13 protein-coding genes are annotated in these 16,602 nt (G+C 43.6%); 5 read left to right on the forward strand and 8 right to left on the reverse strand.

Translation table 11 applies throughout. The annotated features are described in order from the left end of the window. Positions 1–7: 7 nt before the first annotated feature. Both ACLSSO_RS14345 and ACLSSO_RS14350 read right to left on the reverse strand, forming a co-directional pair. Positions 8–3,232: an efflux RND transporter permease subunit gene (locus ACLSSO_RS14345; protein ID WP_413943219.1), complete on the reverse strand. Its 3,225-nt coding sequence runs from the start codon at positions 3,230–3,232 to the stop codon at positions 8–10. Between the two features lie 2 nt (positions 3,233–3,234). Continuing rightward, on the reverse strand, positions 3,235–4,683 hold the full coding sequence (locus ACLSSO_RS14350; RefSeq protein WP_413943220.1) for a TolC family protein: 1,449 nt from the start codon (positions 4,681–4,683) through the stop codon (positions 3,235–3,237). Positions 4,684–4,838: 155 nt separating this feature from the next. On the opposite strand from ACLSSO_RS14350, the gene ACLSSO_RS14355 reads away from it, so the two are divergent. Next, positions 4,839–5,495, forward strand: coding sequence for a TetR/AcrR family transcriptional regulator (locus tag ACLSSO_RS14355; RefSeq protein WP_413943221.1), 657 nt, complete (start codon positions 4,839–4,841; stop codon positions 5,493–5,495). A 209-nt stretch (positions 5,496–5,704) separates the two neighbouring features. Here ACLSSO_RS14355 and ACLSSO_RS14360 read toward each other — a convergent pair whose 3' ends face one another. The 3 genes from ACLSSO_RS14360 to ACLSSO_RS14370 all read right to left on the reverse strand — a co-directional run bounded on the left by ACLSSO_RS14360 (position 5,705) and on the right by ACLSSO_RS14370 (position 9,148). After that, a complete protein-coding gene (locus ACLSSO_RS14360) occupies positions 5,705–6,589 on the reverse strand; it encodes an HNH endonuclease (RefSeq protein WP_413943222.1) in 885 nt (294 codons plus the stop codon). Positions 6,590–6,976: 387 nt separating this feature from the next. Then, a complete protein-coding gene (locus tag ACLSSO_RS14365) occupies positions 6,977–7,897 on the reverse strand; it encodes a hypothetical protein (RefSeq protein ID WP_413943223.1) in 921 nt (306 codons plus the stop codon). Between the two features lie 192 nt (positions 7,898–8,089). Further along, positions 8,090–9,148, reverse strand: a complete 1,059-nt coding sequence (locus ACLSSO_RS14370) for a sigma-54 interaction domain-containing protein (protein WP_295900550.1) — start codon at positions 9,146–9,148, stop codon at positions 8,090–8,092. A gap of 191 nt (positions 9,149–9,339) precedes the next feature. Here ACLSSO_RS14370 and ACLSSO_RS14375 point away from each other — a divergent pair, with 191 nt between their 5' ends. Next, positions 9,340–10,227 (forward strand): tyrosine-type recombinase/integrase, encoded by an 888-nt coding sequence (locus ACLSSO_RS14375; RefSeq protein WP_413943224.1) that lies wholly within the window; start codon positions 9,340–9,342, stop codon positions 10,225–10,227. Here ACLSSO_RS14375 and recO read toward each other — a convergent pair. Then, entirely contained in the window at positions 10,224–10,823 is a 600-nt protein-coding gene (gene recO / locus ACLSSO_RS14380; RefSeq protein ID WP_295900554.1) for a DNA repair protein RecO, read from the reverse strand. The genes ACLSSO_RS14375 and recO overlap by 4 nt on opposite strands. Before the next feature lie 157 nt (positions 10,824–10,980). Here recO and ACLSSO_RS14385 point away from each other — a divergent pair, with 157 nt between their 5' ends. Further along, positions 10,981–12,051, forward strand: a complete 1,071-nt coding sequence (locus ACLSSO_RS14385) for an NADH:flavin oxidoreductase (RefSeq protein ID WP_413943225.1) — start codon at positions 10,981–10,983, stop codon at positions 12,049–12,051. Position 12,052: 1 nt separating this feature from the next. Here the strand turns inward: ACLSSO_RS14385 and ACLSSO_RS14390 are convergent, their stop codons facing one another. After that, a complete protein-coding gene (locus ACLSSO_RS14390; protein ID WP_295900559.1) occupies positions 12,053–13,039 on the reverse strand; it encodes a hypothetical protein in 987 nt (328 codons plus the stop codon). A 123-nt stretch (positions 13,040–13,162) separates the two neighbouring features. Between ACLSSO_RS14390 and ACLSSO_RS14395 the strand changes: the two genes are divergently transcribed. Both ACLSSO_RS14395 and ACLSSO_RS14400 read left to right on the forward strand, forming a co-directional pair. After that, complete coding sequence (locus ACLSSO_RS14395) at positions 13,163–13,783, forward strand: hypothetical protein (RefSeq protein WP_413943226.1); 621 nt, start codon at positions 13,163–13,165, stop codon at positions 13,781–13,783. A gap of 48 nt (positions 13,784–13,831) precedes the next feature. After that, positions 13,832–14,938 (forward strand): fatty acid desaturase, encoded by a 1,107-nt coding sequence (locus ACLSSO_RS14400; RefSeq protein WP_295900561.1) that lies wholly within the window; start codon positions 13,832–13,834, stop codon positions 14,936–14,938. A 74-nt stretch (positions 14,939–15,012) separates the two neighbouring features. Here ACLSSO_RS14400 and ACLSSO_RS14405 read toward each other — a convergent pair whose 3' ends face one another. Continuing rightward, positions 15,013–16,545, reverse strand: a complete 1,533-nt coding sequence (locus ACLSSO_RS14405; RefSeq protein ID WP_413943227.1) for a YiiX/YebB-like N1pC/P60 family cysteine hydrolase — start codon at positions 16,543–16,545, stop codon at positions 15,013–15,015. Positions 16,546–16,602 lie beyond the last annotated feature (57 nt).

A 16,602-nucleotide genomic window follows, 5' to 3' on the forward strand; every position in this document is an offset into this window, starting at 1 on the left:
CCTCCAATTAGCTTTCTGAAAGACCCAGGTCTGTAGATTCTGAAACAGATCCTTCAGGCCCTGCGACTTTCACTTCAACGTGTCTGTCTTGTTTTTCTTTTTTATTCGATGTCAAACGGCCACCGATGTTATTCGCCCATACTCTGAAACGATCGACATAAGTGAACACCGCAGGAACCACGATCAATGTCAGAATTGTCGATGAAATCATACCACCGATAATCGCAACACCCATTGCCGTACGGGATTTCGAAGCTTCATTCAAACCGATCGCGACTGGCAATGTACCTGCGATCAATGCGAACGATGTCATCAAGATCGGACGAAGACGTGTTTTACCGGCGTCGACCAAGGCTTCGCCGCGTTCCTTGCCTGTTGCCATCATTTGTCTTGTGTAGTCGACAAGCAAGATACCGTTCTTACCAGCAACCCCGATCAACATAAAGAAACCGAAGATCGCAAAGATCGTCATCGTCTCTTTCATCAAGAACAAACCAAGGAAGGCACCACACAGAGCGAGCGGCAACGCCACCATGATTGTGATTGGCGTGATGAATGATTCATACAAGCTTGAAAGGATCAAGTAGATGAACATGATCGCAAATCCCAAAGCAAGAACTGTTGAAGTCGCTAGCTCTTGCATGTTCTCAGCGTCACCACCCCAAGAGAAACGAACGCTTGAAGGGAAAGCTGTATCACCTGTTGTCATTGCTTTCACAGCATCATTCACGACTTCACTTAGGCCCACACCTGGAGCAAGACCCGCTGTGATTTGGATGTAACGACCACGGTCTTGACGTTCAATCGAAGCCGGACCGGAAGCCAAATCACCCGTCGCTACGTCAGACAAGCGAACAAGCTTTCTGTTGACGTTGGGAACGTAAACTTGATTGAAGCTTTCTTTCAAGTCACGTTGCTCAGGCATCAAGCGCACGCGCACTTCATACTCACGGCCCTTTTCACGGAATTTCGCAGGAGTGAAACCTTCGACTTGCGCACGAAGCTCCTCACCCATTGTTTTCGTGTTGATACCGTATTGTTTTGCAGCTCCTGGTTTTAAGTGAACTTGCATCTCGGGTTTACCAGGACGGAAGTTCGTATCCACGTCTTTCAAACGAGGATCGGCTTTGAGTTTTGCAAGAATTTTTGTTCCTGCTTCTTCAAGAGCTTTTGGATCTGCAGAGATGATATTCAACATGAACGGCTGTCCACCCATACCACCTGTTGCATCGTATTTTTTAACGACAGGATTTGCATTTTCAACAAAGCCTGCCAATTGTTTACGAACTTTGTCGCGGAAAGCTTCCGTTGTGTGCCCGTTACGAGCTTTACCGTCTTTCATACGAACGTAGAAGGTCGATTTGTTAGACTCACCGTAAAGGCTTCCGATAATCATAGCCGTGTAATCCACTTCTGAATTGGCACGAATGATTTTATCCACTTCGTCACCGACTTTATTCATACCATCCAAGCTTGTGCCTGGTTGCATTTCAAGAGTCACTGTGAACTCACCACTATCATCGTCCGTGATGAATGCGCCTGGAACTTTTGTCACGGTGTAAATACTGAGAACAAACACCATGAACGTCGCACCAATCGTCATCAACGGATGGCGAAGAGTCACACGAAGTAGTTTTTCGTAAATAACTTCCAACCAGCCTTGGAAACGGTCGAAACCTTTTACAAGACGGCCCAAAGTTTTATCGTAAAGACCATTTGAAGCAGGCTTATGACCGCCACCATGTCCATCACCACCGAAGTACGCAGTCAGCATCGGGATGATAGTCATCGCCACAAACCAACTGATCATCATCGAGAACACGACAGTCATACCGAATTGTTTTAAGAACTGACCGATCGTTCCCGACATTGTACCCACTGGCACGAACACCGCGATCACCACAAGAGTGATGGCCATAACCGCCATTTGGATTTCTGTCGTTCCTTTTTCAGCAGCTGTGAGTGAATCTTCACCGAGCTCCATACGACGGTAGATATTTTCAATAACCACGATGGCGTCGTCGATCAGAAGACCTACGGCCAATGTTAAGGCCAGCATCGAAACGATGTTAATCGAGAACCCTGCGACCTTCATAATCATGAAGGCACCAATCAACGAGATCGGCAATGACAGCGCCGTGATTAACGTTGAACGTGCACTTCCTAAGAAGAAGAACACTGTAATGACTGTGAGGATGATACCGATAATGATCGTCTCATTCACGTCATAGATATTGTTTTTAATTTTAGTAGAGGCATTCGTCACAAGCTGAACTTGTGGAGCGCCTTCCATTTTAGAGAGTTCAGGTTTCAACTTTTCAAGTTGCTTGATAACGTCGTCAGCCACTTTAACCGTGTTAGAACCTGATTGGCGATACACTTGTAGGAAAAGAGCTTTGTTACCGTTAACGAAAGCACGGGATTTTTCGTCCTCTAATGTATCGACAACTTTTCCAAGATCCGCCACACGCGTTGGAACTTCATTTCCGTAAAGGTTCACAAGAGTATCAGCCACCTCTGGAACGGATTTAAATTCACCAAGACCACGGAACACAAGTTCTTTGCCACCTTGCTCCACTTTACCGCTTGGAATGTTTTCACCGGAAGCACCGACTTGTCCCGCCACTTGGCTCACGGAAACTTCGCGGGCTTTTAGTTTATTGCGATCTAAAAGAACGTGGATTTCTCTTTCACGCCCCCCAAAGATCTCAATCGCACCGACGTTGTTCACTTGTTCCAAACGAGGTTTGATGAACTGATCGGCGATATCAAAAAGTTGTGCATCCCCTAAACCATTGGCGGTCAAAGACACCATGATGATAGGCGTATCGGATGGGTCGAATTTTTTGATCACTGGATCGTCGACTTCATCTGGAAGTTTTGGTTTCGCGATATTTACCTTATCACGCACTTGTTGTTCGGCGTATTTCACGTCAACGGTGCTGTTAAACTCAACGATAACTTGTGAAACACCTTCCAAACTTTTTGAAGTCAGACGTTTGATACCGGAAATGGTACTTACTTCTTCTTCAATAGGACGGCTCACTAAAGTTTCGATCTCAGAAGGACCGGCACCACGGTAAGTCGTTTGTACTGTGACGACAGGGATACTGACGTCCGGGAACAAATCCACGCTCATGGATTTGAAGGAGGCCCAACCCACCACCACAAGGGCGATTGTCACACACGTAATAAAAATAGGTCTGCTAATGGATATCTTAGGTAAGCTCATTGTTAGATACCTCCTTCAGAAGAAGAAGCTTGATAAAGTTTAATTTGTGCCTGCAATCCAAGGATCTGAGAAGCCGCTTGCACGCGGTTCACTTCAGATTGAGAAAAGTCCTGTTCAAAGAGAAGAACTTGATAAGTCGTAGTTCTTCCTTGGCGAAGACGTGTTCTCTCATTCTCCAGTTTGGCTTTTTGCGCATTCACGATATTCGTTGCCAAACGAAGATTTTCTTTTGCTTCACCCAATTGCTGAACCAGGTTTGTCCAGTCTTGCTCTTGAGTGAACTGTTTATATTGATAAGAAAGTTCAGCAGCTCTTTGCGCTTTCAAAGCACCCGCTTTAGCGTCGGATGTTGCAGAGAAATTCAAAGGCATGCTCATGCGGACACCAACAAACGCTGTATCGTGCTGTGTGTATCCCGCATTTTTCATCGCCTCGTTCATTTCTTCATCGCGACCGTTCAAGGCGTAACTTCCATAAAGATCAACGCTGGGTTTGTTTCTTTCCGCAACGAGCGTCGCAGATGATTTGGCCAAACGAGCTTGCGCTTCGGCAGCCTTCACATCGTAGCGATCACCTGGTTTTGCAGTGGGAACTGCCACCTTTTCAAGGCTTCCGTAATTGATGGACTCTAAAGAAGGAACTGATTCTTCCGCTCCTTTATTTATGTAAGTATTGAAAGCGCGGCGTGCTGACTTTTCTTGATTCTGTGCAAGTTGCAACTGATATGTCGTTGCTTCAACCAATGCTTTGGCTTGAAGAACATCCGCATTTTCGCCCAAGTTCATACGAGCTTTGCGGCTCACATAATCCAAAATACTTTGTGCATTTTTAAGAGCGCGTGTTTGCACCTGAACGACTTCTTGTGCTGAAGACAATCTCCAGTAAGCCGCTTCAGCCTCTACCATATATCCTTGGTTTTGTGCTTGAGCTCCGTACTGCTCTGCTTTGTTTTGTTGGCGCGTGAGGTCTTCATTCGCACGAGCGGAACGGCCAAAACCATTCGCCCACAAAGGCATTGTTAATTCCAATGTTGGAGTTGCTGTCCAAAAAGTATCACCCATTCCTGCTGGAAGAGTTGCTCCCTCTACCTGGATCTTATCTAAGGCGTAAGACAATTTGGTCTGCAGACCAAAGCTAAAATCTTGAGAAACACCCAAAGAATAGTTTTGCATTCTGAGACGGTCATAAGTGATCGCAGAAGCAAACTGCTCCTTACCATCGTGTCCAATTCGCGCATTGGCAAACAGACGCGGAGTAAAAATCAAATCGGCTTCTCGCGATTTCAGCGCAGACGCTTCGGCCTGCTCACTGCTTGCTTTATACCCAGAACTTTGTTGCTGAACTTGGCCCAGATACTCATTAAGAGAAAGGGCAGAAGCTGAATTTGCGGAGAGAAGGGCCGCAAAAATCAGCGTGAGACTAGAGAATTTCAATATATCGGATTTCTTCATAAGTGCTCTCCGTTAAGTAATCGCTTACATACTTAACCTACAATATGAGTCTTAAGTATGCAATCAATTACTTTCTTGATCTGGACAGAGGGTTATGATACATTATATAAAGTTAAGTATTTTTAGGTACTTAGTTAAATGTCAGGAGGTTTTCAATGACGGAAACATCTCAAACAAAAACGCATAAAGACGAAAGTCCAGCTCACGTTAAGGGTAAAAAAAGGGACCGTTCGGCTTCCGAGGACCGCCTTATTCATGCAGGCCTGGAGATGTTCTCAAAGCTTGGCTTTGATGGCGCGACCACTCGTATGATTGCAAAGAAAGCTGACGTGAATGAATCCCTGATTGCGCGTTACTTCGAAGGAAAAGAAGGTCTTCTCGTTGCGATTATCGAAAAGTTTCTTGAAGAGATGAACACTCGCGAACTTCCCTACTCTCTTCATGACAATTTGGCCGATGAGCTTGAGGCGTATGTAAAAGACCGTATTCAAGAGGGTTGTACGCACGAAGATTTTGCGAAGATCATTTTCTCTCAAGCCTTGGTGAATAAGAAATTTAAAAAGCGTGTGACCGAAACTATTCCGATGCAGCTTGATCCTCGCTTGGTCGGACGTATGCAAATGCTTGCGGCCCAGGGAAAGATCAAAGCTGGAGCTGATGTTGAAGAGCTTTGCCATGATATTGATACATATATGGATGGTATGTTCTTCTTTGAGTGTATTCTGCATGAGGCGACGAAGGAAGAGCTTGTGAAACGCACGGTGAAGTTTGTGCGTTTGTATGCGAAGCTTTATGAACCTTCAGAGAAGTAATCGCTCGAGAGTTTGCTTGAAGATGAGATTTAGCTTTTATCTTCGTATTTAATCTGACTTTCACCTTTGATTTTTATTTTTTAAAATTATCTTTTAAACCCACGGCTTAACAGTTGTGGGTTTTTATTCTTCGATTTAATTTAATCGGTATTTTCAATTCTTTTTTCATTTTATTCTTCATTCATTGATTCATTATTACTCTTGGGTTTCTACCCATTTGAAACTTGGATTCCGGACCATTTTTTAAACTTGGAATTTACTCCAGATACATCTGCCGCAAAGATATTGTGAGTGCGACAAAGCACACGTAAATTACCGATCTCGTCACTACCACCTAGTGACCAAGGGTGAATATGATCTATCTGAAGTTGATATTTTGAAGAGCATTTAGCTCCTGTTTCCGGATTCACGTATTCACAACAGTATCGTGCATTTTTTAGAAGTTTTCGTTTTATTTGAACGGACATGTATTTACGTCGATTGGGACGTTTGCACCGTTGATCCTTCGCTATGGAAAAACTGTGCGTTGATGTCGGAGTTAATACAGAAGTAATCTTAGTAGGATTAGAAATTTTGTTACCCAATTTAGAATTATTAAACTTCTTTGCTAAAGTAGAAATGACATCGCTCCAGGAACCATCAATACAAATATGAGACAGAAGTTCTTTGGCTTTTTTAAGTTCTTCAAATTCTTCTTTACTCAGAGTGATTTCCAAACGAACGGTTTCATCTGCCTGTGGCTTCACAGTTTCAATGGTCTGAATTGGTTGATTAAATTCCGCAGCTAATACTTTTTGAGTCTCAAAAGTGTTTTTGTTCTCGATCTCTTGAAGGATTTTCTGAGTTTGGCTTTGAGAAATTATAGTTCCGGAAGTACGCATTTCTCCTTTAATACATTTTTGCACTTGCGTAAGTTGGGTTAAATTTAATGCACCCGACTCAAGTTTTTCTGCAATACCTAGCTCTGCATAAATCTTGCGGTCCTCAATTTCTAAAATGTGCAATAAAATCACGTGAGTGATTTTGCGCTCCGTACGCACAAGCTTTTCCAAGCGAGCTACTAACTCTGAATTTCCGATATTTTGTAGAGACATTGTTACCCCCAACTTCTTAAGCTTCATTCTTTATGAACTATAAGACGTGAAGAAGATAACACAGGTTCTTCTGAGTGATTTTTTGATGTTTTTCTCTCGAGAGCCACATTTCATTAACACTTTAGAAGTGTCTTAAATCAGCCTATTACTCTCATTATGAGGTCGGTGCATACCTCAAGTCGAAACCCCTCGAACAAGAAAATATCATTGTACATCCGCTCGGTTAACGAATCGCTTATGTCCCTTAAGAACTTTTTTCTGATAAATAGTGAAATCAACGCGGAGTTTCTCCGCTACGGAGGAGAGCTCAAAAGCATTCTGCGAGTTAAATAAAAAACCCACAGCTCATAAGAACAACTGTGGGTTTTCAAAACGGTTCTACTTTATTTATTCGAAGGCTGGAAGATCGACAATCACACCGCCACCGTTATTTGCTGGCGGATTCGACGGTTGTTTTTGCTGCTCTTGTTGTTTCTTCTTTTCTTCTTCCTCTTTTTTCTTACGAGCTTCTTCGTCTTTCTTACGTTGTTCTTCCTGCTGGCGACGCAATTCCTCTTGGCGTTTTTGCTCTTGAGTGCGTTGCTGCTGTTGTTGTTGCTCCGTCGACTGACGGCGCTGCTCTTCTTGGCGACGTTGTTCATCCAAACGACGTTGCTCCGCTGCGCGCTGGTCCGCGGCTCTTTGTTCTGCAGCTCTCTGCTCGGCCGCTCTTTGAGCTGCCGCACGTTGTTCAGCTGCACGACGAGCTTCTTCAGCCTGTCTGCGTTTGTCTTCTTCAATACGGCGAAGCTCTGCTTCACGGCGGGCTCTTGCTACAGGATCATATTTTTCTATACAAGTTCTTGCAGCAACTTCTCCAGACTGACGGTTATTTTGATATTGATCGATAATACAGTTTTTAATTTGATAACGTTCAGAGTTCGCACAAACTCGCGCGCCATCAGAAGACGCTCCCCGGTTTACGATATACAAGCCACCTCTGAAATATAAATCAGCCGCACATTGAGCGATTTCAGCACTTCCAGTCGCTGCGCAAGCTTGACCTGCAACTTGCACATTGCGATCGCCAATTTCACGAACAACCGTTATTACACAGCGTTGGAATTCGTATTCTGTTCTACCGAAAGAACATGCTGCGTCCGTTTCAGATTCGTAAGTGCTCATATTCTGAAAGAGACTCGCAGAACATTCCTCGACACTCACGTAGCGTTGGCGCTCGGGTTGAGAATTGTTACCCTTAATAATCCAAGCATTCGAAACGCTCGAAAACGTAAGTGCAGAAAGTGTAAGTGCAATGATCTTTTTCATAAAAACCTCTTAACTCGATCAGACTAGTGCAACGAGCAAGCCAGATTCTTTTCTCATAACAACGATTTAAGCCTCTTTTTATTGCCTAAGCGCTCGACAGAGTGACCAAATGGGCGCCCCTTTTTGGGCATAAAAAAACCCGGAGTGGGAAGAGAGAGAAACCACTCCGGGCTATGCTAGGAACTTTTGGAATTACTTCATCGGTTTTGTGTGAACCGCGAATTTTTCAAACTCACCGTATTCGTGAAGTTTGTTGTAAAGAGTCTTGATCGTGATACCCAAGTTGTTAGCAGCTTGAGTTTTGTTTCCACCAAAGTGAGCAAGAGCTTTCAGGATGTAGCGCTTTTCTAGCTCGTGCAAAGTCATTTGCGGATCGTAATCAATAATGTCTTTTTCCATCTCACCGTTACGGATGTTTTCTGGAATGTCGTTGAGCATGATCATGTGGCCTTCAGACAAGATCTGAAGTCTTTCGCACACGTTTTGAAGCTCACGGATATTTCCTGGCCAGTCGTAACGTACAAGGGCTTTCATCGCCTCTTCATTCACAGAACGACCGCGATTCAAATAAGCGTGCTGAGAGTTATTCAAGAAATGGTTCACCAACGCCGGGATGTCTTCTTTACGACGGCGGAGTGGTGGAGCACTTACTACGATTGTGTTGATACGATAGAACAAGTCTTCACGGAAGTTGCCTTTGATAACTTCTTGATCCAACTCTCTGTTCGTTGCACAGATCAAACGAATATCAACTTTGATAGGGTCTTTACCACCAACGCGGTAAACTTCACCTTCTTGAATGAAACGAAGAAGTTTTGCTTGGATCGCTGGATCCAACTCACCGATTTCATCAAGGAACAATGTTCCGCCGCTAGCTGCTTCAGCCAAACCGATTTTACGATTGTAAGCGCCAGTGAAAGAACCTTTTTCGTGACCGAAAAGTTCTGACTCAAGAAGAGTCTCACGAAGAGCACCGCAGTTGATCGCAACGAAAGGTTTGTTCTTACGACCTGAACGATCGTGGATAGAACGAGCGATAAGCTCTTTACCCGTACCAGACTCACCCAACACCAAGATGTTCGCGTTAGAAGGAGCCACGCGATCGATCATCTTCATGAGGCTTCCCATCACTTCAGATTGATAGACGATGGTCTTGTTTTCCAAAACTTTTGAAGTTTGGTTTGTGTTCCACATGACTTGGTTTGCATTCTGAGAAGAGGGCAAAACGGTCGTTGAGTTGTTATCGTTCATTGGCTCCACCTTTCGGTAAACGTACTTTAAAAAGAAAGCTTGGGTGGGCGTCTCAAATTGAATATCTCAACTTGATACACCGCAGCAACGCATTGAGTTATAACCTTGGTCGTGTAAGATTTGCAAGTAAAATTTTGCATGGCGTTATATAAATTTTAGGGTTTTAACTAAAACCAATAGGATTTCAGGTCATGGTGAAGGCTTTTAAACTGGCCGAAAATATCGATAAGTATCTGAAATACATGACTTTTATTAAGTCAGCCTCGCCCCTTACCATTAAAAGCTATAAATTGGATTTGAATCAGGCTTTCGATTATGAAAATCCTTCGCTTTCATCAAAAAGCTGGAACGAGGCCGACCTTCTGGCCACCGCTCGCGCCGCCTTCAATGGATGGGCTCACTTATCCTTGGCCTCCCGTAATCGCAAAGCTGCGACGCTGAAAAGCTTCTTTTCCTGGGCCTTTGACCAGGGCCTCACTGAGAGAGATTTATCTCTACAAATCGCAAGTCCCAAGGTTCCCAAGAAGCTTCCGCATTTTTTAAGTGTGGATGAAGCTCTTTCCGTTCTTAAAAGTTTTGATACGCACAAAGAAATTCCTCTGAAAGAAAAAGTTCTCTTTTTACTTCTCTACGGAGGAGGGCTGCGCGTGAGCGAAGCGTGCAATCTCAAATGGTCTGATATTCAACTGGGACAAAAAATTCTACGCGTAAAAGGAAAAGGCTCCAAAGAAAGAGTCGTCGCACTTCCTTCACTGACTGTGGATGTTTTGCAGAGATGGAAAAAAGAAAGTTCTTTCGATGAGTTTGTTTTCGGAGAACAAGCTTTAAATACACGCACGGCTTACGAAATGGTTCGCCAGAGTGGCATTCGTGCAGGACTTTTGAAACCACTTCATCCCCATGCTTTAAGGCACAGTTTTGCGACTCATCTTTTAAGTAGCGGAGCGAACTTAAGAACTCTGCAAGAGTTGTTGGGTCACGAAAGTCTGCAAGCGACGGAAAAATACACGCACTTGGGAATTGATCAGCTCGCTCGCACAATGGAAAAGATGCATCCACTGGGAAAAAAGAGCGGCTAAAGAGTCGCGTGCTCAAGATAGTGTTTCACCATCTGCTCGACATTGTAGAGTTCATCATCCACCGTCTGACGATAATTCACCAATTGATTTGTATCTGCAAGATTGGCTTTTAAAAACGGAGCCATCCAAGGTTCTGCATTCACGACACCTTGTTGAAGCAAGAATTTTAAATAGAAGTGCATTTTTAAAACCAAAGGATCTTGCGCGGTTTCAATTGCTTTTAAAGTATTGCCAAGAAGATTGAATAAGAATTCTGAATTCTTATCTCCTTCCTGACTCACTTTGCTCACACACTCTAGTGCATGCAAAGCCAATTCAAGATGATCGTAGTCTTTACGAATTCCAGGAAAATCATTAATCAAGGTCGCTTCTTGAAGAACGTTGAGCTGTCCTTCATCGGCCGCTTGCTTGTAGGTGAATGTCACAAAGTGCGAAGGCTCAAGAACCCCGCCGCCAAAACGCTTTTTACTTTTCAAAGCTCCGCGCGCAATAAAAGACAGCTTCTCACCTTTTGGGGAAAGCGCATGAATAATCAAATCCGCCTCGGAATATTTGATTTTTCTTAAAATGATAAAGCGATCTTGTCCTTGCGTCACAAATTCCTTCGTGGTCCTACTTTAGACTTATCTTATAAGAACTCCTGAAAAAAGTATTCTTTCATTATCGAGACCGGACGTGTCGAATCCTCCTCTATACAAAACGTGACAATAATAGTAACATTTAAAAGTATTTTTCATTAACAGAGGATCAAAAATGAAAGACCACTCATTATTTAAGCCCTTCCAATATAAAAATTTGCAATTAAAAAACCGCATCGTAATGGCGCCGATGACGCGATCGAAATCTCCGAATGGCATTCCGACAGAAGAGGTTGCGAAATATTATCAACGTCGCGCACTTGGTGAAGTGGGATTGATTCTTTCCGAAGGGACCGTCATCAATCGACCTGCCTCTTCGAATGATAACAACATTCCTCGTTTTCATGGTGAAAATGCTCTGCAAAAATGGAAAGTCGTGATTGATGCTGTTCATGAAGCTGGCGGAAAAATGGCTCCGCAGATTTGGCATATGGGAAAAATGCGCCCTCATCAATCAGGGTGGCTTCCACCGACTCCGTTTGAAGGCCCTGCTGATATGAGCCTCGAAGATATTCACACAACGATTGAAGCTTACGCACAGGCCGCTCTTGATGCGAAAAATCTGGGATTTGATACTGTCGAAGTTCACGGCGCTCACGGCTATTTGATCGATCAATTTTTCTGGGACGGAATGAATACACGCAAGGACGAATTCGGTGGTTCTTCTATTAAAGAAAGAAGCCGTTTTGGAATTGAGGTGATTAAAGCCATCAGAGCAAAAGTAGGACCTGACTTCCCGATTCTTTTGCGCTTGTCTCAGTGGAAACAACAAAACTATGAAGCAAAGCTTGCACAAACTCCAAAAGAAATGGAAGAGTGGCTGCTTCCCCTGATGGACGCCGGTGTCGATATTTTCCATTGCTCACAAAGAAGATTCTGGGAGCCAGAGTTTGAAGGTTCTGATTTGAACTTCGCAGGTTGGGCAAAGAAAATTACAGGCAAACCAACAATCACTGTCGGTTCGGTAGGTCTTACTAACGCCGATTTTATTCAAAGCTTTAAAGGTCAAAGTGCTGAAGCGGGATCACTTGAGGAATTAACGCGCCGATTGGATCGTGGAGATTTTGATTTGGTTGCTGTCGGCAGAGCGCTTTTATCTGATCCGATGTGGGCTAAAAAGGTGAAGGAAGAAAAATTCACGGACCTGACTGGTTTTAATCCTGCAGACTTAGCCGTATTAACGTAATTTAAACACTCCAACTTTGCTGAGCTTTAACTTCTTGATAAGAAGTTTCCAAAAGCTTGGCAAAGTCTTTTGTATTCAAAAGCTCAGCCCCCACGATCAACATTCCACGCAGCTGTTCTTGCGACGGAGCGGGTTCCCACCAATGACGGAACATTTTAATCACCGACCAATGACACATATTTGTGCTGGAAAGTTTCTGCCAGCCCTGTTCAGAAGAAAGACCTAATTTTTTAAACAAAACTTCTGCGACAGCTTCAGCACTCGCATCTGCAAACACACACACGGCGCGATCAAACAAACGCGCGCTCCCCGTCTTAAAAAAGGGCGTGGCCACAGATGCAATATCTTTTTCGAATTTTTCTACAAGCGGAGGATTCACCGAACGCACTGAGCGTGCATCCACAATAGCTTTTAAAAACTCTTCTTTATCCCAAGACATATTTTGCGCGAGCAAGGAAGGAGATCTAAATCTTTCTCCTAACACAGCAACAGCGGCCTGAGGCGCATAAGAACAAAGACGAACGGTGTACGGACGAACTTCTGTCGCCTGATAAAAATGCTGAGCGTGAGAAACGCGGAAAGAAGAAATACGTTTTTCATTTAAAAGTTTATCGAGCTCATCCGCAAAAGGATAAAGCTCCCCCGTCACCGGATGATCTTCACTGAATAAAACAAAGTTCGTATCTTTCTTAAGACTCTCCACCCACTCTTTAACGTTTGTGAGTTTTAAATGCGACAAGGCATTCACTTCATAAGTTTCTTTGTAATAGTATGGAAGAAGACTTTCAAAAACGGAAGTTTGTCCTAAGATCACGCCGATGGATTTTTTGTGCGACATAAATTGCGCGGTGCCTTGCGCGATTTCAAAAACGGCCTGACCGATTCCTTGAAAACTTCGAACACGCAGACGCGCATCCAATCCGAAGGAAGACTTCACTTGATCATTTAATTCTTCCCAGGATTCCGGGCGCACAACATCGATGAACATACTTCTTAAAAATTTATCAGATTCCCTCACAAAAGAGAGTGCGACAAAGGTCTTATTTTAAGACCTGATTTGTGTATCTCGAACGAGGACATTACACTAGGAAGACGTTTCAGGAGTTTCAGAATGAAAAAGATCCTTTCTCTTTTGTCCGTCACAATTGTCAGCATTTTGTTAAGCTCACAAGCCCATGCTCTTTTTGAGGCGCGTGTTTCTTATGGTTTACTTGCGACAAACGCTGATTTAGGACCTCTGTGTCCAACCTGTTCTGCACCTGCACCCAGCATTGTTCCCACTTATGGACTGGGTGCTGACGCCATTTTGACATTGCCGATCCCGTTAATTCCCGGAGTGGGAATTCGCTATGAAAACATGGGTCTGACAGCAGGCTCAGGTGGAGTTGATTTTAAAGCAGACTACACACGCACAGCATTGATTCTCAATTGGCGTCCCATTGATAATTTTATTTATTTGGGTCCGATTCTCACATATGGAATTTCTCACACGACAAAATTAAAAGCGGAGGATGGCGGCGTTAAGAAAGCTGATTTTTCAGCAGATTCCGTGAAATCTTACAGCGTGGGTCTAGAAGGTGGATTAAAGCTCATTGGCTTTTCTGTTGGAGCTGAGATCGGTTACCTCGATTTTCGATGGAACGATGCAAAGGACTCGACTGGTAACGCGCCTACTCAAGATATCAATATGAGCGGCACTTACGCTAAATTTATCCTTGGCTTTTCTATTTAAGTGTCGAAATCTAAGCACCTCTGCTAGACTTTATTGTGAGAGGTGCTAATGACAAAAAAACGTATCGAATGGCCTGTGGCTTTATTCCTGATCCTCAATCCACTGGTCACATTGATTCTGACTCCGATTTATTTTTACTACTATGGTTTTCAGTGGGGCATTCTTCTTTTCGCACTTGTTTTTGCAGCTGCCACAAACCTTAGTATCACAGCGGGATATCACCGCCTCTTTTCACACAAAAGTTATGATGCGCATCCCATGGCCAAAGCTCTGTTCCTGCTTGTTGGTGCGTCTGGTTTTCAAGGCTCCGCTTTGAAATGGTCTTCAGATCATCGTCGTCACCACACTCACATTGATGGAGAAAAAGATCCTTACAATATCAATGAAGGTTTCTGGTACGCGCACATGGGTTGGTTGTTTTTTAAAGATTCCGTGGATCAAAAAATCCATGCTCCTGATCTTGAAAAAGACTGGATGGTGAAATTTCAGCACAAATATTATGTGCCACTGGCGATCATCACAGGCTTTGCTATTCCAACTTTGATCGGTTGGATGATGGGCTCATGGTTGGGCGGTCTTGTGATTGGCGGAGGCCTTCGCATCGCTTTGACTCAACAAAGCACTTTCTTCGTAAACTCTTTGTGCCACACTTTGGGAAAACAAACTTACTCTAAAGAGATTTCGGCTCGTGACTCTTGGTTCGTAGCAGTTTTGACTCATGGAGAAGGCTACCACAACTTCCATCACAAATTCCAAATCGACTACCGCAATGGAATCAAGTGGTATCACTGGGACCCAACGAAATGGGTGATCCGTTCTTTGAATCTGATGGGTCTTGCAACAAAACTTCGTCAGATTTCGAATGCTGAAATTTTGAAAGCTCGTCTTCAAGCGGAAGCTGCTGAAATGACGAAGCACGGATTTGCGGAAGAAAAATTGTTGGCGATGAAAGAAAAAATCTTGGAAGCGCAAAACAAGATGAAGAAAATCCGCGAAGACTACGAACAGTTTAAACTTGATGCCGCTCGTAAGCGTGAAGAACTCAAAGAAGCTTACGATCACAAGTTGGCGGAACTTAGACGCGAACTTGAAATTGCTAAGCTGGAATTCCAAATGGGAATGAAGCAATGGCAAGTGTGCTTGAGATCTGTTTAAGATTTTAAATGTGATATAAAAAGAAAACCCCACAAGAAATTGTGGGGTTTTTTATTTCTAGATTTGCAATCGAACTAGTTACAAGTGCTAGCCTTGTTATAGAAGAAATAATGGAATTTCGAAAGGTCCGCGACGTTGCGATCATCGTATGGATCGCCTAGTTTATTTCTCGCCGCCAAATGCTTCTCACAATCCTGACGACGATATTGTTCATTGATCACCATCATATCTTGGAAGGATGGCAAGTAGCCTTTTTGCTTATAAAACTCCGCTTCCTTCTCATAGATATTTTTCTCTAGAGTTTTTGCCACAGCTTCAAACTGCACATTCGTTTTAATAGAATCAATCGGCATGTACTTTGGAAGCGTGTCTGCGACCATCCCGAATTGACGAACGAACTTTGCTAGATACGCTTTCACGGAGTGCTGAGGCGCCCAGTGGAAGGAATAATCCTTCTCAATCATCCAAGAGTAAACGCTTTGCAAAACGGCGTCTTGCATACGCACTTGACGAAGAAGCGGATAGAAACGATGTTCCGCGATCAAATCAAAACGTGGATCGACTTCAATATCATAAGGAGCAAACAGAGACGTTTTCGTCACACCCAAAGATTTTGGGTATTCTGAATTTTTAAACTTCGTTACCGTACTGCGATACTTTGGAATAAGGAATCTTTTGTCCGAAGCCATGTCATAAGCATAGCGAATGACTTCTGAACAGAAGAGCGTTGAGTAATCATCGTCATCCATCGCAAAGTCATAGCGAATGCCTTTTTTTTGATCCAAAGCTCCTTGAGCTTTGTCATAGATTTTTCGTGCTGCTTTTTTTGCCAATGCTTCATCCGGTTGACGGTACAAAGCCACACGAGCATCTTCTGATTGTCTCCACTTTTCCAGAGGAGTCACAATCGTTCCGTACTGAATCAAGGCTTCAACGACATATTGCTTCCCGGCTTTATCTTCGCCCACGATAGCTAAGTGAGAAAAGTTCCCCTCTTCATCACCGATACGCGCGATCATTGCAGATACGTGGGATTTTCCACGCACAAGCATTACGTCACCGCTCTTAAGTTTAAAGCCAGCGTATCTTGGATTTGTCCAAGTGTTCGGTTTTGAATTCTCCATAATTGGCGTTGCTTTAAAGTTGTATACTTTGTTCCTAAAGAGCCACTCTAAAAGATATTCTTCAGAGAAACGCGCATATTGGAAACCTTCGCGGATCTTTTGAATACAGTCTTTAGAAAGTTCATTGCGAGAATCAAACTCGCGGAGTTTGTCATGCAAAACCACGCGGATCTGGAAGATGGTATCCATCACCTCAGAACCATGAGTTTTAAGAGCTTCCACCTCTTGCGGTGTTTTAGGAATAAAATGATCTGCCGGCAGATAATAAAGATAATCTGTTACTTGCCCAACGAACTTCGCGCACGTTGCGGGATTAAAGATCTGCGGATTTGAAATATCATTTAAAACTTTTTGGCTTCCGGTAATAAGTTCCTGAGTGTTTGCAGGATTACGGTACGTTCCGACTTCAGGGTGCGTTGGCTGGCTTTTACAACCTGACATCGTCAAAGCAGCCAAACTATATAGAAGGACAATTTTCTTCATGCAAATCTCCTTAAATTATTCAGTCACTATTCGGATATTCCTCGGAATTCTGTAACC

The sequence above is a fragment of the Bdellovibrio sp. HCB-162 genome (assembly GCF_047344985.1).
GTDB lineage: Bacteria > Bdellovibrionota > Bdellovibrionia > Bdellovibrionales > Bdellovibrionaceae > Bdellovibrio.